Genomic DNA, 18,564 nt, shown 5'->3' on the forward strand with positions numbered 1-18,564 from the left:
ATTTTTGGCTTTATCTTGGAGGCGCCGGTTTCGATCGGCGCGGCGAGCTGACATGAGCAAGGTCGATCTTCCATTTCGCACCGCCGCGATCCTCGGCGGTGGCCTCATGGGGCGCCTGCTTGCGGTGACGCTGGCACAGGGCGGGTGCAAGGTGGATCTGTTCGAAGCAGGCGGCCCCGAGGGTGAAGGCGCTGCCGCCCGTGTCGCGGCCGCGATGCTGGCGCCACTGGCGGAATCCGCCGTTGCGCCGGCTTCGGTGGTGCGCATGGGCCACTACGCGCTCGACCGGTGGCCGACCCTGGTGGCCTCGCTGGCCGCGCCCGTGTTCTTTCAGCGCGAAGGCACGCTGGTGCTGTGGCATCGCCAAGACGCATCGGAAGCCGCGCGCCTCGCGCGTGTTCTCGCGCGTACTGGCGAGGTCGTGCCCGAACTACCCAAGATGAAGTCGCTCGACGCGACCGGCATCGAGGCGCTGGAGCCTTCGCTGGGCCAGCGTTTTGCCCAAGGGCTGCTGCTGCCGGACGAAGGCCAACTCGACAACCGCGCGCTGCTCGCTGCCCTCCTCGCAACGCTCGAAGCTTCACCACAAGTTCGACTGCATTGGCACGCGGCGCGAACCACCGATGACTTCGCCCCTGGCGAACCCGGGCAACCCCAACGCGTCATCGACTGCCGCGGCCTGGGGGCACGCCCCCAGTGGAACGCACTGCGCGGCGTGCGCGGCGAAGTCATTCGCGTGCATGCACCCGAGGTGACGTTGCGACGGCCCACACGCCTCGTGCACCCACGCTATCCGCTCTACATCGCTCCCAAGCCCGACAGCGTCTTCGTGATCGGCGCAACCGAAATCGAGTCGGAAGACATGTCGCCGGCCAGCGTGCGATCGACGCTCGAGTTGCTGAGCGCGGCCTACTCGGTGCACAGCGGGTTCGCCGAAGCACGCATCATCGAGATCGCGACGCAATGCCGGCCCACCCTGCCGGACAATCTGCCGGCCGTGCGCCAGCCGCGGCCGGGCGTGATGCAGATCAATGGCCTCTACCGCCACGGCTTCATGATCGCGCCCGCCATCCTCGACGTCGCCATGGAACTGCTCGCGACCGGCCATTCAGCGCTCGCCCGCCGCTTCGACATGGCGCCCAGCCTGGAACCCGCAACACCATGAACATCCTGATCAACGACGTGCCCCACACGCTGCCGCCCGAGGCGAAGCTGTCGGACGCACTTGTCCTCATCAACGCGACGCCGCCCTTTGCCGCAGCGGTCAACCGCCAATTCGTCCCACGCTCGAATTACGCATCGCACCTGCTGCGCCCCGATGACCGCATCGAAGTGATCCGCCCCGTGACGGGCGGCTAGAACCCAGGCCACGCCATGACCACCACTGCATCCATCCACGACCCGCTCGTCCTCTACGGCCAGACCTTCCAGAGCCGGCTGCTGCTGGGCACCGCGCGCTATCCATCGCCCGACGTGCTCGAAGCCGCGGTGCGACGCGCCAGGCCCGCGATGCTCACGGCCTCGCTGCGCCGCCAGACCGCAACGCCCAACGCGTCCGGCAACGACAACGGCTTCTGGGAGCTGCTGCGACGTCTCGACGTGCCGGTGCTCCCGAACACGGCCGGCTGCCACAGCGTGCAGGAGGTGATCGCGACGGCGCAGATGGCCCGCGAGCTTTTCGACACGCCCTGGATCAAGCTCGAACTGATCGGCGACGACTACACCTTGCAACCCGATACGCTGAACCTCGTCGATGCAGCGTCGCAGTTGATCCGCGACGGCTTCCAGGTGCTTCCGTATTGCACGGAAGATCTGGTGCTGTGCCAGCGCCTGGTCGACGTCGGCTGCCAGGCGGTGATGCCTTGGGCCGCGCCGATCGGTACCGGGCGCGGACCCGTCAATCCCTACGCGTTGCAGGTGCTGCGCGAACGGCTTTCGGTGCCACTGCTCGTCGATGCCGGCCTGGGCTTGCCCTCGCACGCCTGCCAGGTCATGGAGTGGGGCTACGACGGTGTTCTCTTGAACACGGCCGTCGCGCTGGCGCAGGACCCGATCGCAATGGCCGGTGCATTCGCGGATGCGGTGCAGGCCGGACGGGACGCGCATCGCGCGGGCGCGATGGCCGCGCAGGAATCGGCCCAACCGAGCACTCCGGTCCTCGGCACGCCGTTCTGGCATCACGCCTCTTCGCAATAACGGCAATGAACGCCATCACTGCAATGACCGATTCCAATGCCATCGCGCAAGCCATCGTCGCAGCACACGCGTCGCGCTTTGGAGAGACCTCCTCCAACGCTGCGTCGTCCTTCTCGTCCGACGACGCCGTGTACCGCGGCGCGAAGCAGGCCTGTGCCGTGCTCGGCTTCATCGAAGTCGACGCCGAATGCCTGGCCAACGCGTGGCGCGCACAAACTCTACGCAGCGGTTCGTTCGAAGCGAGCGCGTGGCCGGACAACCCGGCCGATTTCGGCATGCGCCCCTTCCCGCCGTCGTCGCGAGACGACGCATTCCCGCAGTGCCCCACGAACCTGGGCCTCTATGCCGTGCTCCCCGATGCGCAGTGGGTCGGACGCATGGCGCGTGCAGGCATCCCCACGGTTCAACTGCGATTCAAGTCCGGCGACGCGGAAGCGATCGAACGCGAGGTGCATGCAGCCGTCGAAGCTGTTCGCGGCACCGACGCCCTTCTCTTCATCAACGACCATTGGCGGGCGGCCATCGCTGCGCGCGCCTATGGGCTTCACCTCGGCCAGGAAGATCTGGACGCGCTTTCGCCGGCGGAACTGCAGACCCTTCGCGCCTCGGGTCTTCGGTTGGGCGTGAGCACGCACGGCTACGCGGAGATGGTGCGCGCGGACGCGGTGAGTCCGAGCTACATCGCCATGGGCGCCGTGTACCCGACCACGCTGAAGCAGATGGCGACTGCGCCGCAAGGTGTCGCACGATTGGGCGCCTACGCGCGACTCTTGCGCGGCTATCCGCAAGTCGGCATCGGCGGCGTCGATGCAGCGCGCATGCCCGAAGTGCTGGCTACGGGCGTGGGCTCCGTGGCAGTCGTTCGCGCGCTGGTGGCGGATGCCGATCCCGAGGCCGCAGCGGCCCGGCTGATGGCCATCTGCCACGGAAAATGAACGATTAGGTTTACGCGCATCCACTCCAGGGACGCGATGCCTCAAAAATTTTTGTGCAGAAGTTGCGATTCGATGTGTGTCTGCCGAAAGGGCCAAAAAACCACGCTATAATCTGAGGCTTGTTCCTCGATAGCTCAGTCGGTAGAGCGCCGGACTGTTAATCCGTAGGTCCCTGGTTCGAGCCCAGGTCGAGGAGCCACTACAAGCCGCAAGGCCTCTGGAAAGCCCGCTATCTTTTTGGTAGCGGGCTTTTTCCTTTGTGGGGCACTTATTCACGGCCTCGTTTAGACGCGGTCGATGTCGGCGTCGCCGCCTAGAAGTCGGCGCTGCGCAGCAACACGGGAAACCCAGGAGCCTGAGCGAATCGCTCGAGGGCCTTGTCGACGATCGTCGCCTCGTTCGCACTAAAGACCTGCATCAAGTGCGCTGCACCACCGGTTGCGCGGAAGTGGTCCTGCAGTGCTTCCTCAGTGATCCGCGCGACGACGCGAGCTGTGCCTGTACCGTCAGGGTAGATCGCGAAGCTAATGCAGCCGTTGCTGTAAGCAGCCTCAATCGTCATGGGAGCCTCCAAGTATTGGGAGGCTCAGTATGACAACGTCCGTCTTCAGCGCCAATGCCAGCCCGACCGCACGCGCTATGGCCACGGTGTGCAACTAGCACTGCCCTGCCCGCGGCGTTGCCGTCGTTCGACAGGAGCCACTGGTGCGCGTTGACCGCGCTCGGCAGTGAGCGTGGGTAATTTGTGCGCGCAACGAAGGCCATGAAATAGTACGCTGCGCACTCGAAATCTCTTCGAATGTTCAGCATCGCAGCGAGATGGCGGGATCGATGTTCATCCAACCCGAGGTTGTCGCGACTCTCAGGCGCCGCATTGCCCGGGAAGGCTGGGCCATGGCAGGCGTCGGCACGCGAAACGCAGCCGTCACTTACGTGTACACGGTTGGCTTGCAGAAGACCTTCAGGCACCCGGATTTGATCATGTTCGGCATCGCGCCGGCGCGGGCCAAGGGTGTCCTAGAGATCATTGCGGAACGGGCGAAGGCAGGCGAGCCGGTTCACGAAAGCGTGATGATCCTCGGCGCTGCGCAGGTTCCCCTGATGCCTCGCTCGGCGGACACGACACGCGTCGAGCTGCTGGTTCCAGCGCAACTCGCGCGCGGCCGCTACGACTATGTGCAGATCGTCTGGCCCGACGGAAAGGAGCGGTTTCCGTGGGAGGCCGGATTCGACAAGAGACGGCTTCGGTCCCAGTCGTTTCTGTTCGATGTCGGGGCGACTGACTCGCTCAGTCCTTGAGTCCGGCCAGCGCGCGCGCTTCGCTCTCGTAGGCCGGATAGGACGCCTTCATCACCGCGCCGTTCAGGATCATCTCGGCCACCAGCACGCGCGACGCCGCATCGAAGACGCGGGTGCGAATCCAGGTCGATTCGGTGCGCGCGCTTTCGCTGAGCGCGATGATTTCGCGTTCGAGTTCGTACTCCTGGTCGACGAAGAGCGGCCCGTTGATGAGACGGATCTCCTGCCCCGCAAAGAGTCCGACCGCCGGCTTGCGCCCGCTCAGGCCCGACTGTGCGGACGTGGACCCCAGCAGCACGCTGATCATCTCCGTCGGGATGATCGGGCGCCCCCACGGCGATTGGGCACCCGATTCCCGCGCGTACCACGGACTCGGCTCGGTGATGACCTTCAGCTTGTCGGCCAGCGTGAACGGATAGTGATCGCCCATGTGGGTGTCGAAGCCCATGCGGACCTTCTCGACCACCGCGCCACGCTGCCCGACCCGAAGGTCGCGATTGATTACCAGGCCCGTGGGCGGCCGCAGCTTGGCGATGCGCAGTGCCAATTCGTGTGGCAGCCCGTCGGCGCTGCCGACCGAGGCCGTGCCGGTCAGGACTGGCGTACCGTCGCGCTTTTCCGCATGGATGCGAACGAAATGGGGCTGGGCCGGATCAGGCTGGACAAAGGCCCGAACCTCCTCGCCTTCGACCACCATGTTCTGGTAGTGCGCGCTGATGCAGCCGGTTTCGAACCAGGCCTTGCCGAACACCTGATGCAGCAAGGGGTCGAACTGGCTGAAATGCGTGGGCCCTTCGATGGGCCCGGCGCGCAGTCCCAGCCCTTCGGCCATGGCGTCGTCGTGGATGGATTTATGGCCGTCGTAGCGCTGGTCCGCCAGCATCTGCCGGGGCTGGCGCAACGGCCCGCACAAGGCAGGAACTGTGGTGAAGGGTTCGGTCATCGTAGGGGGCCCCTTGCTGAAAGGTCGGCGATTCTAGGGGCGCAGGGCCCTCGCCGGAAGTCACTCGCGAGACCTGCGCTTCCCGACGCCTCCGACTCATTGCGCGAGGTCGATGACGCAGCCTGCCCCCCCATCATGGCCGCCCTGCGGCGGAGCCCAGGGGATTCATTCGTCTCCGTCCTTCACCTCCCGCAAGAGGCGCATGCCCACCAGCGTGTAGCGGGTCTCGGCGGTATTCCAGTTCCGATAGGACGAACGCAAGTACAGGGCCGAACTGGCCCAGGACCCACCGCGGCGCACATGGAGCGTGCCGCTGCCCGGCCCTCGTGGATCGTCCCGAGGGGATGCTACGTAGTAGTTCTCGCCGTACCAGTCGGCTACCCACTCCCATACGTTCCCGTGCATGTCGAAAAGCCCGAAGGCATTCGGCGCGAAGCTTCCGACCGGCGCGGTGAACACATGGCCGTCATGTCCGGGCAAGGCATAGGGAAGCCGTCGGGGCCAGCGTTGCGCGGTGTCCAGGTCCAGCAGGGCTGCCGACCCGAGCAGGCTCGCGGGTTCGTCCCCCGTGTTGTAGCGGGTCGAGCTGCCGGCGCGGCATGCGTATTCCCATTCGGCTTCGCTCGGCAAGCGGTAGGTCACCCCTTCGGTTTCGCTGAGCCAGCGGGCCATGGCCATCGCATCGTTCCAGGTGACGTTCACCACCGGGTGGTCGCCGGCCTGAGGGAATCCTGGGTTGCCCCACGAGTACCGGGGATCGCGCCCTTCGAAGGCATCGCCGCGGGCCGAACGGGCGGGGTCGTAGCTGGGGTTGTAGCCGTAGCCCCCGGTTCCGTCGGCAATGGACTCAGGCACGTAGCCCGAGCGTTCGATGAACAACCGGAACTGATTCACCGTCACTTCATGCTGGCCCAGATAGAACGGGCGGGTGATCCGCACCGCGTGCCGCGGCCCTTCGTCGCCGAGCACTTGCAGGTCGGCCAGCGCATAGGCGGGGAAGCTGCGCGCCAGGCTCTCGGGCGACTCGTCGCTGCCCATCATGAACTGGCCCGCGGGCACCCGGACGAACTTCATGCCGAGGGTGTTTTCGATGACGGCTGGACGAATGCCCTCCGTCCTGGAAGAGGTCTTGGCAGGAAACCCGGCACCGCAGGCGGACAGCAAAGCCACCGCCAGGCAAGCGCACATCTGCGATGCGGCCCTCCTCGTCGTCGAAGCGGTCAGGAATGTCCGAAGAAGGTTCATGGCGCTTCCAGCAGAGTGTCATCTTGCGCCCTGTGGTCAGGGTGCGGCAATCTCGCCATGCGACCCGATGGAAGTCGCCGGATGCTGAGACTACACTCCGGTCAAAGTCAGGACGCGCGCGCCGCGCCATCGGCGACAAGAGGTGCCTCATGTCCGTTCTGCTGCGGCTGAGCAGGGCGATCGATTGGTTGAACGCCCAATTCGGCGTGGTTGCCAACTGGCTGGTGCTGCTCGCCTGCCTGATCAGCGCCGGAAACGCAGGCAGTCGCTACCTCTTCAGCGTGAGCTCGAACGGCTGGCTCGAGATCCAGTGGTACATGTTCGCAGGCATGGTCTTGCTGGGTGCCCCCTACACGCTCAAGATGAACGAGCATGTGCGCGTCGACCTCGTCTACGGCATGGTGTCCGGGCGTACGCGACTCTGGATCGACGTCTTCGGCGGACTCCTGTTCCTGCTGCCCATCTGCGCGATCCTCACCTATTTCACCTGGGCGTGGTTCGTCGAGTCGTGGGCGATCGACGAGGCCTCGTCGAACGCAGGCGGGCTCGTCCGGTGGCCCGTCAAGCTCCTGTTGCCGGTCGGCTTTGCCCTGATGGGCCTGCAGGGCGTCTCGGAGCTCATCAAGCGCATCGCTGCCCTCGCGCGGGGGGGCGACGTCGCGTTCAACTACGAGAAGCCGCTCCAATGAGCATGCTGCGGGACAACATGGGGCCCCTGATGTTCGGGGGCATGATCCTGTTCATGCTCATCGGCTATCCGGCGGCCTTCTCGCTGGCAGCCACCGGCCTGTTCTTCGGCTTCATCGGGATGGGGCTCGGGCTCATCACGCCGGACTTCCTGGGCAACATCACGTATCAGCTGTTCGGCATCGTCGCCAACGACCTGTTGCTGGCGATCCCGTTCTTCACCTTCATGGGAGCGATCCTCGAGCGCTGCGGCCTGGCCGAGGACCTGCTCGATTCGATCGGCCAGCTCTTCGGCCCGGTGCGCGGAGGCATGGCCTATGCCGTGATCTTCGTGGGTGCCATCCTCGGCGCCATCACCGGCACGGTGGCTGCGTCGGTGATCGCGATGGGCGTCATCTCGATGACGCCGATGCTCAAGTACGGCTACTCGACGCGCCACACCATGGGCGTCATCGCCGCGTCGGGAACCATCACACAGCTGATCCCTCCTTCACTCGTTCTGGTGGTGCTGGCGGACGTGCTCGGGCGTTCGGTGGGCGACATGTACGCGGGTGCCATCGGGCCGAGCCTGATCCAGATCGGCCTGTTCTGCGCATGGGTCGCCATCGTCAGCGTCATCTGGCCGAAGTCGGTGCCGGCGCTGCCCTTGGAAGCGCGCACCCTGCGCGGCTGGGCGCTCTGGAGAAAATGCCTGCGCGGCATGATCCCCTCGCTGGGGCTGATCTTTCTCGTGCTCGGCACGATCTTCATGGGCCTGGCCACGCCATCCGAGGCGGGCGCCATGGGCGTCGTGGGCGCCATCGCACTCGCGGCCTCCTACGGCACGCTCACCTGGACGCTCCTGTATCAAGGAATGGGGACCACCATGCGCCTCACGGCCATGGTCGTGTTCATCCTCTTCGGAGCGCGCGTGTTCAGCCTGGTGTTCCAGGGAGTGGGCGGCAAGGAATGGATCGAGCACCTGCTCACCGGCCTGCCCGGCGGACAGATCGGCTTCCTGATCTTCGCCAACATCTTCATCTTCGTCGTCGCCTTCTTCCTCGACTTCTTCGAGATCGCGTTCATCATCATCCCGCTGCTCGCGCCGGTCGCCGCGAAGCTGGGCATCGACCTCGTCTGGTTCGGCGTGCTCATCTGCGCCAACATCCAGACGAGCTTCATGCATCCGCCCTTCGGATTTGCACTCTTCTATCTGCGAGGGATCGCGCCGTCATCGATCAGGACATCGGACATCTACTGGGGGGCCATCCCCTGGTTGTGCCTGCAGCTCATCCTGGTCGCCATCCTGATCTTCTGGCCGGGCAGCGTCACCTACTGGCTCGACAAGGGGACCGGCGTCGACCCGTCCACGATCGACATCGAGATCCCCCTGCCCGAGATGCCCGTATCAATCGACTCTTCCGCGCCAAGGAACTGAGCGGCTAGGTGCGGGTGCGCGCGCGCATCATGAACGAGTCGAACCCCAGCTCCGCCACCTGCATCCACTGGAAGGAGTCGCCGCGGAAGGCCACGAGGCTGTCATAGAGCTTCTTGAAGTGCGGGTTGGTCTGCGACAACCCGGCATAGATCTCGTTGGCGGCCTTGTAGCTCGCTTCCATGATGTCCGGCGGAAATGCGCGCAGCAGCGCACCGCCGGCAATCAGCCGCTTGAGGGCGCCAGGATTGACGTGGTCGTACTTGCCGAGCACCCATCCCCACGTCTCGCCCGAAGCCGCCGTGATCGCGGCCTGGTAGTGCTTCGGCAGCTCATTCCACTTGGCGAGGTTGATGATGTTGTGCCCTTGCGCGCTGCCCTCCCACCAGCCCGGGTAGTAGTAGTACTTCGCGACCTTCTGGAAGCCGAGCTTCTCGTCGTCGTAAGGGCCGACCCATTCGCACGCATCCAGCGTGCCCTTCTCCAGCGCCGGATAGATGTCGCCGGCGGCAAGCTGCTGTGGCACGACGCCGAGCTTGGCGACGATCGAGCCCGCAAAGCCGCCGATCCGGAACTTGAGGCCCTTCAAGTCCTCGACCGACTTGAGTTCCTTGCGGAACCAGCCGCCCATCTGGGCGCCCGTATTGCCCGCCGAAATGCCGATGCAGTTGTAGTTCTTCAGAAGATCGTTGAGCAGTTCCTGGCCGCCGCCGAACCGGAGCCACGAGTTCATCTGTCGGCCGTTGAGACCGAACGGCAGCGAAGTGCCGAAGGTCATCGCCGGGTCCTTGCCCCAGTAGTAGTACAGCGCCGTGTTGCCCATCTCGACCGTGCCGTTCTGCACCGCGTCGAGCACCTGCAGGCCCGGGACGATCTCGCCGGCGGCAAAGGGCTGGATCTGGAACCGGTTGTCCGTCATCTCGGCCATGCGCTTGCTGAACTGCTCGCATCCACCAAAAAGCGTGTCGAGCGACTTCGGCCAGCTTGCTGCAAGCCGCCATTTGATCTCGGGCATGGACTGCGCGAGGGCTGGCGACACGACCGCCGCCGCTGCCGCGCCCACTGCGCCGACGCTGGCGGAGTGGATGAACTTGCGCCTCGAAACTTGAGCCATTCGGATTCTCCTTGACTGAGGTGACTCCCTACTGCTCGACGGCGAACAATCGCCACTCATCGCGGATGCCCTTCAAGCGCTGCATCCCCCGATCCTGAAACGACAAGCCAGAGCCCGCCACCAGATCCTTGACGGTGCTGGAAACAAGCACTTCTCCTGTCTGCGCGTGAGTTGCCACGCGCGCGCCGGTATGCACGGCAATGCCTGCCACCTTGTCGCCGATCACTTCGCATTCCCCGGTGTGAAGCCCGGCGCGGATCTCCAGCCCGAGCGACCGCACCTCCCGCGAGATCGCACAGGCACAGCGAACTGCGCGAGCCGGCCCATCGAATGTGGCAAGGAACCCATCACCCGCGGTGTCGATCTCACGGCCCCGGAAGCGTTCCAACTCCCGGCGAACCAATGCGTGGTGACTCTCCAGCAGGTCATGCCAGCTGCGATCACCGAGGACTGCAGCGCGCTCGGTGGCCCGCACGATGTCGGTGAACATGACGGTCACCAGAAGCCGGTCGGGCTCGATGCCATGCCGCGTTCCGGTCAGGAACTCTTCTATCTCATCCAGGATGATGTCGCTGTCGCAGCCCCATGGAATGTGGTCGACGCCCTGTAGCTCCACCAGTTTTGCGCCGGTGATGCGCTGGCACATGTACCGGGTGGCGCCGAAGTCGATGGCACGATCGTTTCGGCTGTGCAGCAGCAGAGTCGGCACGCGCACTGCCGGCAGCACATGGCGGATGTCAATATCCACGTTCATGCGCAATACCGCAGCAGCAGCGGCCGGGCTCGCACTGGCTCGCAGGTAGCGCGCCCACCATTGACGGCATCGCTCGTCCCCGATCTGGCTCGGCCACCGCGTCTCCATGCCGACTGCACCGCCCCACTCGCGTTCAACCTCCTCCGCGAAGGCCAGCGCCTGATCCCTTGTCGGGCCATAGGGATAGTCGGGCGCATTGATCTTCCTCGCGAAGGCGCCGCCCATGATGAGCGCCGAGGCGCGCGCCGGGTATGTGGCGGCGAACAGGGCGCACATCGCGCCGCCCTCCGAATAGCCGAACAGTGCCGCGCGCTGCGAGCCGACGGCGTCCATGACCGCGCGCACGTCGTCCATGCGGACTTCAAGGCTGGGCATGTCGGTGACGCGATCCGACAGGCCCGTCCCCCGCTTGTCGAACAGGATCAGCCGGGAGAACGAGGCCAGCCGTGTAAACAGCCGGACCACCGCCGGCTCTTCCCAGAAGACATCGAGGTTCGAAACCCAACCGGGAACCAGCACGAGGTCGCGCGGCCCGGTGCCGACCGTCTGGTAGGCGATGTTGACGCCACCGCTTTTCGCGTAATGGGTCGTGGGAAGCATGGAGTTTGCAACCTGAAGCGCAAGGCGCTCGACCCGCATGATATTGCTCGCGTTGGCTGCACGCTACCGAAGGAAAGCGGGCGCAGCAGCGCTACGCTGCGCGCCGCAACATGCGGTGCGCTCCGTGGGCGACAGAAAGACCGCGATTCTTCGGTGGCCGGCGTGGGTTGGGAACGAAGAAATCGGCGCGACCTTCATCGGGATACGCATAAGGTCAGACGCGTCCACCATCCGCATGGACAAATTTCCGACGTCGTGCCGCCCCGTTCGCGACTGAAATCGAGCCGGTTTCATCATGAATGCGTAGCGGCTATGCGAACCGACATCTTTCGGGCAGTTGGCACTGATGGCCAGATGCACATCGTCTTTCGCCGCATCCAGACATTTTTTGTCAGGACGGCATACGGACTGGACGAGAAACAGCGGGAACCGAAGTTCTACCTCGGCAACGGGGATCCGCTGGAGTGCGCCGACCGGTACGACACTTTCAAAACGCTCGCAGGCGACCTGGTCGTCCGGATCGTTGCCGAGAAGCGACGCCGGGACCGCTCGTGACTGCGGCAGACGCTGGAACGCGCTGCCACCGAGCGACTAGCGTTGCCGCAGCCAGGCCCAGGAAAGCGCCGTCACAAGCGCTGTCACGCCAATCCAGATGGCGACGACCAGCGCGGCGCCCCACGCGCTGCGAGGCTTTGCGTTGCCGCTGCGCAACCACTGGTCGGCCTGGATGCGACAGGCGGCAAGAACGTCTGCCGGCAGCATGCGGATCGTCAGCCAGATCAGCGCCGGCAGCAAAAGCGCATCGTCGATATAGCCCAGCACCGGGATGAAGTCAGGGATGAGATCGATGGGACTTAATGCGTAGGCCACGACGAACGCAGCCATCAACTTCGGAATCCAGCTGGTGCCCGGATGTTTGCAGGCAAACCAGAGCGTCACCGCGTCACGCTTGACGCGGCGCGCCCACTCCCGGATGCCCTGGAGGATCGACAAGCGAAGCCCTTTGTCGGAGAAAAGCGGAAGCTTGCCATAAGCCTGGACTTGCGCCCTCGCCCCGCAGCTTCCCCGACATCAGGGCATCAGGCCGTCGCGCCCGTGAGTTCGTCCATCAGCTCTTCTTTGCGAGCCGCGAGCTGCTCGCGCATCGCCATGAGGTCGAGACTCCTGGCCGCGCGCGCCTTCACGAAGATCTCGTTGCGCTCTTCCTTCACGTGATGATCGATGTATTCGCCCAGCACCTTGACCTTGGCGTCGAACATGTCGTCCGCCTCCGTCGCGCCTTCCAGCTGCGCGATCAGATCCTTGACGGTGCTGTGCTCGACCTCGGCCTCATCGAGCAGGTCGGTCTCCTTGATCGCATCGCGCAGGGCGGGATAGAAAATTTCCTCTTCGATCTGTGCATGGACCGTGAGCTCCATGCAGATCTCGCTGGCCAGGTCTCGCTTTTTCCCGGCCGCGCTGGCCGATCGCGACTTCGTCAGCGTCTCGTAGTCGCCGAACATCTTCTTGACCTTGCGATGATCGGCATCGAGAAGGCTGCAGGCATCAGGCGCGGCGCGCTTGGTGGTGGGCATCGTGGGACTCCTTATGTGTGGGGAGCACGGATGCTGGGATGCGGTAGCCAGCCGCCGCGTAGGATGCAGGCGCGACAGGCGTCGGGATCCCGCCGACGCGAGCCGTGCTGCTCACGTTTCCCCCCTTGAGCGGAAGGGATTCGAATGGCAGCTTCAGACATGATGAAAGCGACGCCCGCCCATGAATGACAGCGCCAGCGATCACGGCCACACGACAGGGAACATCGGGCCGTGCGCCGATGCCCGCGCACGTGCCTTCGCTGAGGACGTCCTCCGCGAGAGCGAAGCCCGTTTCCGCTCCGCGCTGAAAGCCGGCCGGATGGGTTCGTGGGAAACCGACTACCAGACGATGACCCGGAGCTGGACGGCCGAGGGCATGGAACTGTTCGGCATCACCCTCCCCGATGGCCGCGGCCGGGTGGGCGGGCCCGACGACGAGTACGCCGCGGCGCTCCACCCGGACGATCGCCACCTGGCCCATCACTATCACGAACTCGCGGATCAACAGGATTCCTTCGCCGCCGAATACCGCATCGTGAGGCCCGACGGCACCCAGCTCTGGCTGTCGGGCCGCGGCTTGGTCGTGGAGCGCGAAGCGGACGGGCGTGCCCTGCGGCTGGTTAGCATCATGGCCGACGCCACCGAACGCAAGCAGGCCGAGGAGCGCTTGCGCATCGAGCACGAAAGGCTGGACCTCGCTCTCAGCGCCGGCCGCATGGGCGCCTACGACATGAACATCAGGGACGGTGTCTTGTGGTGGTCGGCGCAGACCTACGATCTTTTCGGGGTGAGCCGGGAGGACTTCGTCCCGACCCCCGGCAGCGTGATCGCCCTGCTTCACCCCGACGATCGCGAAACCTTCTCGCGGCTGCGAGCAGATGCAATCGCCCAACGCCGGCCCTTTCGCCACGAGTTCCGGATCGTGCGCCCCGACGGCACGGAAGCCTGGCTGGCGCACAGCGGCCAGGCCGAATACGACGCCGAAGGCCTTCCGATCCGAAGCTTCGGCGTCACCATGGACATCACGGAGCGCAGGCGCGCCGACGAACTGCTCCGGGATGCCGACCGCAAGAAGGACCGCTTCATCGCCATGCTGGCGCATGAACTGCGCAATCCGCTGGCGCCGATCCGCAACGCGGTCGCCGTGCTGCGCCACCCCCGTTCCACCGGCCAGACCGCAGCCTGGTGCCACGACGTCATCGATCGGCAAGTGACACAGATGGCCCGTTTGCTCGACGATCTCCTCGATGCGTCGCGACTCAGCCGCGGGCAGCTCCATCTTCGCCTCCAGCCCCTGAGCCTCGCCACTGCGATCGAGCAGGCCATCGAGATTGCGCAACCGCTCATCGACGCCGGCGGGCATGCATTCAGGCTCGTGTTGCCAGCGCAGGCACTCCCCATGGAAGGCGACGCGGTCCGGCTGGCGCAGGTGTTCTCGAACCTGCTCATCAACGCCGCCAAGTACACCCCGCCCAAGGGGTCGATCACGCTGGCCGCCGAACGGGCCGGCCAGGAGGCCGTGGTGCGCGTGACGGACAACGGCATCGGTATCGAGGCCCGGCACCTCGAACACATCTGCGAGATGTTCGGCCAGGTCGAATCGACCCTCAACCGCTCCCAGGGAGGACAAGGCATCGGACTCGCGCTCGCGAAGGGCCTTGTCGAACTGCATGGCGGCACGATCGGCGCCAGCAGCCAGGGCCCGGCCATGGGCAGCGAGTTCTTCGTCCGCCTGCCGCTTGCGTCGACTGAAGGCACGCGTCCCCTGTCGAACTTCCCGCCAGCTGCCGACCTGCCACAGGCCACCTCCTGCCGGATCCTCGTCGCCGACGACCTCAAGGATTCGGCCGACAGCCTCGCGCACGCCCTGCAGGGACTGGGGCACAAGGTTCACGTCGCGTACGACGGCGCCCAGGCCATCGCGCTGGCAGCGGCCATCCGACCCGAGGTCGCGTTGCTGGACCTGGGAATGCCGAAGCTCAACGGCTACGACGTGTGCCGCCAGATCCGGGCGTTCGAATGGGGCCGCGGCGTGCTGGTGATCGCCCAGACCGGGTGGGGACAGGAGCAGGATCGCCTGCGCACGCGCGAAGCGGGCTTCGACCACCACGTCGTCAAGCCCGTCGACCTCGACGCGCTGATTGCCCTTGTCGACCGGCACCAAGCCCTGCACCGACGCGACGGTTGATGAAAAAGCAACTGCAATACAGTCGGCGCTGGTCTGCAAGCCCGGCCCTGTGCAGAATTGCGGCATGACTGAGCCCGGTGAACTATCCGACGAAGAGCTGCTCGATCGCGCACACCAGCTTCGCCTGCTGGCGCTGCGCGGCCATCGCGACGCGAGAGGAGCCGCCCATCGCCACGAAACCGAAGTGCGGCGCCGCTTCGGCCCCCCTTCGACGATGAACGCCGCGCTGGAGTCTTCGCCAGCGCGTCGGCGCCCGTTCTGGCGCTTCTGGTAGGCGAATCAATCCGAGGAGGTCCCATTGGATTCAGGCAACCACACGATCGCGGATCTGTTCGCCCAACTGGGGCTCGGCAACACGTCCGCCGAGATCGACCAGTTCGTCGCCCAGCACCGGCCTTTGAGCAATTCGCTGCAGTTGGCGGATGCACCGTTCTGGAATGACGGCCAGGCGCAGTTCCTGCGCGAGGAGATCAGCGAGGACGCCGATTGGGCGGAAGTCGTGGATCAGCTGAACGCGCTGTTGCGCGCCTGATCCGCCCCGCCTGCGGCCGCCTCCGGGGCGAAATCCTTCCTGCCGCGTTGACGAATGCTGACATGGCATCTCCCGTGCGCGTGTGAACGTCGACCCCGACGTGCCCGCCAGCGGCACGCAAGGAGCAACCCGTGGCCCGACTGTCCGACGAACAGCTGAAGCAGATCCAGGACCTGCTGTCGCGGCGAGGTGCCGAATTGCAGGCCGAAGTTCGGGCGCTCAAGGCGGCCGGCGTCGCCTCGCCCGAAGCGCGCCCCCGCGATGTCAAGGACCATGTCGACGACGCCGATGAGCGCCTGCTTGCCGGCCTCGACCATGTGCAGCTGCAGCGCGACCAGGAGGAATTGCGCGGCATCGAGGACGCACGCGAACGAATCCGCGAAGGCCGCTACGGCTTCTGCGACGAGTGCGACAAGCCCATCCCCTTCGCCCGCCTGATGGTGCAGCCGACGGCGAAATTCTGCATCGAGCACCAGGCCGCATGGGAGAGCAGGCACCCTGCGGCCCCACCCTTTGCTACGTGAGGCGGCTGACGCGCGTCGCAACGTCAATCGTGCGTCGCGGCCGCATGCCAGAACGCATTGGCCGCCTTGCCCAGAAGTTCTGCATCGCGGTAGAGCCGTATTTCCAAGGGCACGTTCCACTCGTCGCTCGCTGCGGCAACCAGCCGTCCCTCGCCGATGTCTTCGTCCACGAGGGTCCGCGGCAGCCACGCGACGCCTCTCCCGTCGAGCACCATGGTCCTGAGGACCGAGGCCAGGTGCGCGGTGAAGACGATCTGGACAGGCATGGATTCCAGCCGCCGGCCGATCACGGCACGCATGATGCGTCCCAACCCTGATTCCTCGGTGTACTGCAGCACCGGCAAGGGCGATCCATCATCACGCGCGAGCTGATGGCGCGCCTTGCCAGCGCCGTCCGGCGCGGACACCGCGATCAGCACATCCTCACCGATCCGGGCCGACCTGTAGGGTTCCGCATCCAGGGCCCCTTGCGCCTTGGGATGCGCGTGGCTCAGCACGAACTGGACCTTGCTCTGCAGCATCAGCGCTTCGCAACGCTGGAGCACGTCGGACATCAACTGCACCGGGCCGAGCGACGTATTCGATTCGAGGCTTCGCAGCCATCGCGGCAGGAAGGTGAAGGAGAGCGCGTGCGTGGATGCGATGCGCAAGGTGACCGAGCTGGCTTCGGCCACCCTCTTGGCCTCTCCCGGCACCCGTGCGACCCTGGCGATCAGTTCCTGCGCCACGCCGGCGAACCACTCGCCGACATCGGTCAGCCTGGCCGGTTGCGAGCTGCGGTCGAACAGGTCCGCGCCCACCCATTCCTCCAGGGCTCGAATGCGCCGGCTGAATGCCGGCTGTGAGCTGTGGCGATCCTCCGCTGCGCGCGAAAAGTTTCCCGTTGCAGCCAATGCCACAAAGTCTTCAAGCCAGATCAGGTTCATGGGCGGTTCTTCCAGCGCATAGAAGCAGCGAAAAAGAGCATTGGCCGAAAGAGCCGGCGAGGCGGACCATTCGGGCCCTGAATCCAACAATGCCCTGGAGCCAACGTGAAGATCGTCGAAATTCGTGAGAAAACCATCCCCATCAGCTCACCCATCCGCAACGCCTACATCGACTTTAGCAAGATGACGCTGAGTCTCGTCGCGGTGATCACCGACGCGATCCGCGACGGCAAGCCGGTGGTCGGCTACGGCTTCAACTCGAACGGTCGCTACGGCCAGGGCAAGCTGATGCGCGAGCGCTTCATTCCGCGGGTCCTGGAAGCCGACCCGGCTTCGCTCGTGGATGCCACCGGCGACAACCTCGATCCGCACAAGATCTGGAACACGATGTTCACCAACGAAAAGCCGGGTGGCCATGGTGAACGCTCCGTGGCAATCGGAACCATCGACATGGCGGTCTGGGATGCCGTGGCCAAGATCGAAGGCAAGCCGCTCTTCCAACTGCTCGCGGACCGCTACGGAGACGGCAAGCCGAACCGCAGGATCTTCGTCTACGCGGCCGGCGGCTACTACTACCCTGGGCAGGACCACAACAAGCTCAAGGACGAGATGCGCAGCCACATCGACCGTGGCTACACCGTGGTCAAGAAGAAGATCGGAGGCGCCTCGCTCGACGAAGACCTGCGCCGGATCGATTCGATCATGGAAGTGCTGCAGGATGGCCAGAAGCTCTGCGTCGATGCCAACGGGCGCTTCGACCTCGAAACCGCGATCGCCTATGCGAAGGCGCTGTCGCAGTACGACCTGTTCTGGTACGAAGAACCTGGCGACCCGCTCGACTTCGAGCTCCAGGCCGCGCTGCGCAACTTCTACAAGAACCCGATGGCCACGGGCGAGGATCTCTTCTCGATGCAGGACGCGCGCAACCTCATCCGCTACGGCGGCATGCGCCCGGACCGCGACTGGCTGCAGTTCGACTGCGCGCTCAGCTATGGCCTGGTGGAGTACCTGCGCACCCTCGACATGCTCAAGGAGCATGGCTGGTCCGCCAGCCGCTGCATCCCGCACGGCGGGCACCAGATGTCGCTGAACATCGCCGCAGGGCTCGGCCTGGGCGGCAACGAGTCCTATCCGGACCTGTTCCAGCCCTTCGGCGGTTTCCCGGACGGCGTGAAGGTCGAGAACAGCTTCGTGACGCTGCCCGATCTGCCCGGCATCGGATTCGAGGGCAAGGCGGATCTGTATCGCGAGATGCAGGCGCTTTCCGCCTGACACGGGCTATCGGCCTCGGGACGGGGATAGGCGCGGTCACCGCTGACACGGCGGCAGAGAAAGCGCTGCAAGGATGAGCGCTGTCCTTTCAACACCTGGAAAACCGATGAAGAAGATTCTGTTCGCGCTCGCCGCCTCCCTCACCGTCCTGACGGCCACCGCCCAAGTCGGCAAGGCCGCCTCTGAAGCGACCGACGCGGCCAAGCACAAGATCGACGAGAAGCGCGCGGACAGCGAAGCCAAGAAGAGCGGCCCGGTCGGCAAGGCGGTCAACAACGTCAAGTCGGGCTATCACAAGAACCGATCGCAGAACTCGGCCGACAAGGCCAAGAAGGCCTTGAAGGACGCCGGCTAGCCTTGC

At 65.2% G+C, this 18,564-nt stretch carries 22 protein-coding genes and 1 tRNA gene; 15 read left to right on the forward strand and 8 right to left on the reverse strand.

The features are described 5' to 3' along the window. The first annotated feature begins 52 nt into the window (after positions 1-52). The 5 genes from QTH90_RS04500 (at position 53) to QTH90_RS04520 (ending at position 3,330) form a co-directional block, all read left to right on the forward strand. Entirely contained in the window at positions 53-1,165 is a 1,113-nt protein-coding gene (locus QTH90_RS04500) for an FAD-dependent oxidoreductase (RefSeq protein ID WP_286663315.1), read from the forward strand. Beyond that, positions 1,162-1,359, forward strand: coding sequence for a sulfur carrier protein ThiS (gene thiS, locus QTH90_RS04505; RefSeq protein ID WP_286663316.1), 198 nt, complete (start codon positions 1,162-1,164; stop codon positions 1,357-1,359). Before QTH90_RS04500 ends, thiS begins: the two co-directional genes overlap by 4 nt. Before the next feature lie 15 nt (positions 1,360-1,374). Beyond that, positions 1,375-2,196, forward strand: coding sequence for a thiazole synthase (locus QTH90_RS04510; RefSeq protein WP_286663317.1), 822 nt, complete (start codon positions 1,375-1,377; stop codon positions 2,194-2,196). A gap of 23 nt (positions 2,197-2,219) precedes the next feature. Next, positions 2,220-3,131: a thiamine phosphate synthase gene (locus QTH90_RS04515; RefSeq protein WP_286663318.1), complete on the forward strand. Its 912-nt coding sequence runs from the start codon at positions 2,220-2,222 to the stop codon at positions 3,129-3,131. Between the two features lie 123 nt (positions 3,132-3,254). Continuing rightward, a tRNA-Asn gene (locus QTH90_RS04520) sits at positions 3,255-3,330 on the forward strand. Positions 3,331-3,444: 114 nt separating this feature from the next. Here QTH90_RS04520 and QTH90_RS04525 read toward each other — a convergent pair. Then, complete coding sequence (locus tag QTH90_RS04525; protein ID WP_286663319.1) at positions 3,445-3,693, reverse strand: hypothetical protein; 249 nt, start codon at positions 3,691-3,693, stop codon at positions 3,445-3,447. A gap of 269 nt (positions 3,694-3,962) precedes the next feature. Here QTH90_RS04525 and QTH90_RS04530 point away from each other — a divergent pair, with 269 nt between their 5' ends. Next, positions 3,963-4,430, forward strand: coding sequence for a DUF4262 domain-containing protein (locus tag QTH90_RS04530; RefSeq protein ID WP_286663320.1), 468 nt, complete (start codon positions 3,963-3,965; stop codon positions 4,428-4,430). Here QTH90_RS04530 and QTH90_RS04535 read toward each other — a convergent pair. Beyond that, positions 4,420-5,373, reverse strand: coding sequence for a hypothetical protein (locus tag QTH90_RS04535; protein ID WP_286663321.1), 954 nt, complete (start codon positions 5,371-5,373; stop codon positions 4,420-4,422). The two genes, QTH90_RS04530 and QTH90_RS04535, sit on opposite strands and share 11 nt — an antisense overlap. A 165-nt stretch (positions 5,374-5,538) precedes the next feature. Then, on the reverse strand, positions 5,539-6,561 hold the full coding sequence (locus tag QTH90_RS04540; RefSeq protein ID WP_444814707.1) for a formylglycine-generating enzyme family protein: 1,023 nt from the start codon (positions 6,559-6,561) through the stop codon (positions 5,539-5,541). A gap of 206 nt (positions 6,562-6,767) precedes the next feature. On the opposite strand from QTH90_RS04540, the gene QTH90_RS04545 reads away from it, so the two are divergent. Together QTH90_RS04545 and QTH90_RS04550 are read left to right on the forward strand one after the other, a co-directional pair. Beyond that, complete coding sequence (locus QTH90_RS04545) at positions 6,768-7,307, forward strand: TRAP transporter small permease subunit (RefSeq protein WP_286663322.1); 540 nt, start codon at positions 6,768-6,770, stop codon at positions 7,305-7,307. A gap of 2 nt (positions 7,308-7,309) precedes the next feature. After that, positions 7,310-8,722: a TRAP transporter large permease gene (locus QTH90_RS04550; RefSeq protein ID WP_286664460.1), complete on the forward strand. Its 1,413-nt coding sequence runs from the start codon at positions 7,310-7,312 to the stop codon at positions 8,720-8,722. Between the two features lie 4 nt (positions 8,723-8,726). Here QTH90_RS04550 and QTH90_RS04555 read toward each other — a convergent pair whose 3' ends face one another. Both QTH90_RS04555 and QTH90_RS04560 read right to left on the reverse strand, forming a co-directional pair. Beyond that, complete coding sequence (locus tag QTH90_RS04555) at positions 8,727-9,833, reverse strand: TRAP transporter substrate-binding protein (protein ID WP_286663323.1); 1,107 nt, start codon at positions 9,831-9,833, stop codon at positions 8,727-8,729. A gap of 28 nt (positions 9,834-9,861) precedes the next feature. Then, positions 9,862-11,226, reverse strand: a complete 1,365-nt coding sequence (locus QTH90_RS04560; RefSeq protein ID WP_286663324.1) for an adenylate/guanylate cyclase domain-containing protein — start codon at positions 11,224-11,226, stop codon at positions 9,862-9,864. A 315-nt stretch (positions 11,227-11,541) separates the two neighbouring features. Between QTH90_RS04560 and QTH90_RS04565 the strand changes: the two genes are divergently transcribed. Further along, positions 11,542-11,742: a hypothetical protein gene (locus QTH90_RS04565; RefSeq protein WP_286663325.1), complete on the forward strand. Its 201-nt coding sequence runs from the start codon at positions 11,542-11,544 to the stop codon at positions 11,740-11,742. Between the two features lie 36 nt (positions 11,743-11,778). Here the strand turns inward: QTH90_RS04565 and QTH90_RS04570 are convergent, their stop codons facing one another. Both QTH90_RS04570 and QTH90_RS04575 read right to left on the reverse strand, forming a co-directional pair. Then, positions 11,779-12,180 (reverse strand): YkvA family protein, encoded by a 402-nt coding sequence (locus tag QTH90_RS04570; RefSeq protein ID WP_286663326.1) that lies wholly within the window; start codon positions 12,178-12,180, stop codon positions 11,779-11,781. An 86-nt stretch (positions 12,181-12,266) separates the two neighbouring features. Next, on the reverse strand, positions 12,267-12,761 hold the full coding sequence (locus QTH90_RS04575) for a hemerythrin domain-containing protein (protein ID WP_286663327.1): 495 nt from the start codon (positions 12,759-12,761) through the stop codon (positions 12,267-12,269). A 181-nt stretch (positions 12,762-12,942) separates the two neighbouring features. Between QTH90_RS04575 and QTH90_RS04580 the strand changes: the two genes are divergently transcribed. The 4 genes from QTH90_RS04580 to QTH90_RS04595 all read left to right on the forward strand — a co-directional run bounded on the left by QTH90_RS04580 (position 12,943) and on the right by QTH90_RS04595 (position 16,005). Next, the gene (locus QTH90_RS04580) at positions 12,943-14,949 is read left to right on the forward strand and encodes a hybrid sensor histidine kinase/response regulator (protein ID WP_286663328.1); all 2,007 of its coding nucleotides are present in this window, start codon (positions 12,943-12,945) and stop codon (positions 14,947-14,949) included. A gap of 64 nt (positions 14,950-15,013) precedes the next feature. Then, positions 15,014-15,223: a hypothetical protein gene (locus tag QTH90_RS04585; RefSeq protein ID WP_286663329.1), complete on the forward strand. Its 210-nt coding sequence runs from the start codon at positions 15,014-15,016 to the stop codon at positions 15,221-15,223. Positions 15,224-15,247: 24 nt separating this feature from the next. After that, positions 15,248-15,481, forward strand: coding sequence for a DUF2789 domain-containing protein (locus tag QTH90_RS04590; protein ID WP_286663330.1), 234 nt, complete (start codon positions 15,248-15,250; stop codon positions 15,479-15,481). Between the two features lie 131 nt (positions 15,482-15,612). After that, complete coding sequence (locus QTH90_RS04595) at positions 15,613-16,005, forward strand: TraR/DksA family transcriptional regulator (RefSeq protein ID WP_286663331.1); 393 nt, start codon at positions 15,613-15,615, stop codon at positions 16,003-16,005. A 23-nt stretch (positions 16,006-16,028) separates the two neighbouring features. On the opposite strand, the gene QTH90_RS04600 is transcribed toward QTH90_RS04595, so the two are convergent. After that, a complete protein-coding gene (locus QTH90_RS04600; RefSeq protein ID WP_286663332.1) occupies positions 16,029-16,931 on the reverse strand; it encodes a LysR substrate-binding domain-containing protein in 903 nt (300 codons plus the stop codon). A gap of 105 nt (positions 16,932-17,036) precedes the next feature. Here QTH90_RS04600 and QTH90_RS04605 point away from each other — a divergent pair, with 105 nt between their 5' ends. Together QTH90_RS04605 and QTH90_RS04610 are read left to right on the forward strand one after the other, a co-directional pair. Further along, positions 17,037-18,203, forward strand: a complete 1,167-nt coding sequence (locus QTH90_RS04605; protein ID WP_286663333.1) for a mandelate racemase/muconate lactonizing enzyme family protein — start codon at positions 17,037-17,039, stop codon at positions 18,201-18,203. A gap of 106 nt (positions 18,204-18,309) precedes the next feature. Further along, entirely contained in the window at positions 18,310-18,558 is a 249-nt protein-coding gene (locus tag QTH90_RS04610; protein ID WP_286663334.1) for a hypothetical protein, read from the forward strand. Positions 18,559-18,564 lie beyond the last annotated feature (6 nt).

Source organism: Variovorax flavidus (assembly GCF_030317145.1).
Classification (GTDB): domain Bacteria; phylum Pseudomonadota; class Gammaproteobacteria; order Burkholderiales; family Burkholderiaceae_C; genus Variovorax; species Variovorax flavidus.

Bases quoted from the DNA above. Each gene is read 5' to 3' on its own strand.
- QTH90_RS04545 (WP_286663322.1), top strand. From the start codon at position 6,768: ATGTCCGTTCTGCTGCGGCTGAGCAGGGCGATCGATTGGTTGAACGCC.
- QTH90_RS04580 (WP_286663328.1), top strand. From the start codon at position 12,943: ATGAATGACAGCGCCAGCGATCACGGCCACACGACAGGGAACATCGGG.
- QTH90_RS04535 (WP_286663321.1), bottom strand. From the start codon at position 5,373: ATGACCGAACCCTTCACCACAGTTCCTGCCTTGTGCGGGCCGTTGCGC.
- QTH90_RS04550 (WP_286664460.1), top strand. From the start codon at position 7,310: ATGCTGCGGGACAACATGGGGCCCCTGATGTTCGGGGGCATGATCCTG.
- QTH90_RS04500 (WP_286663315.1), top strand. From the start codon at position 53: ATGAGCAAGGTCGATCTTCCATTTCGCACCGCCGCGATCCTCGGCGGT.
- QTH90_RS04575 (WP_286663327.1), bottom strand. From the start codon at position 12,761: ATGCCCACCACCAAGCGCGCCGCGCCTGATGCCTGCAGCCTTCTCGAT.
- QTH90_RS04585 (WP_286663329.1), top strand. From the start codon at position 15,014: ATGACTGAGCCCGGTGAACTATCCGACGAAGAGCTGCTCGATCGCGCA.
- QTH90_RS04530 (WP_286663320.1), top strand. From the start codon at position 3,963: ATGTTCATCCAACCCGAGGTTGTCGCGACTCTCAGGCGCCGCATTGCC.
- QTH90_RS04565 (WP_286663325.1), top strand. From the start codon at position 11,542: ATGCACATCGTCTTTCGCCGCATCCAGACATTTTTTGTCAGGACGGCA.
- QTH90_RS04510 (WP_286663317.1), top strand. From the start codon at position 1,375: ATGACCACCACTGCATCCATCCACGACCCGCTCGTCCTCTACGGCCAG.
- QTH90_RS04525 (WP_286663319.1), bottom strand. From the start codon at position 3,693: ATGACGATTGAGGCTGCTTACAGCAACGGCTGCATTAGCTTCGCGATC.
- QTH90_RS04610 (WP_286663334.1), top strand. From the start codon at position 18,310: ATGAAGAAGATTCTGTTCGCGCTCGCCGCCTCCCTCACCGTCCTGACG.
- QTH90_RS04515 (WP_286663318.1), top strand. From the start codon at position 2,220: ATGACCGATTCCAATGCCATCGCGCAAGCCATCGTCGCAGCACACGCG.
- QTH90_RS04560 (WP_286663324.1), bottom strand. From the start codon at position 11,226: ATGCGGGTCGAGCGCCTTGCGCTTCAGGTTGCAAACTCCATGCTTCCC.
- QTH90_RS04540 (WP_444814707.1), bottom strand. From the start codon at position 6,561: ATGTGCGCTTGCCTGGCGGTGGCTTTGCTGTCCGCCTGCGGTGCCGGG.
- thiS (WP_286663316.1), top strand. From the start codon at position 1,162: ATGAACATCCTGATCAACGACGTGCCCCACACGCTGCCGCCCGAGGCG.
- QTH90_RS04555 (WP_286663323.1), bottom strand. From the start codon at position 9,833: ATGGCTCAAGTTTCGAGGCGCAAGTTCATCCACTCCGCCAGCGTCGGC.
- QTH90_RS04600 (WP_286663332.1), bottom strand. From the start codon at position 16,931: ATGAACCTGATCTGGCTTGAAGACTTTGTGGCATTGGCTGCAACGGGA.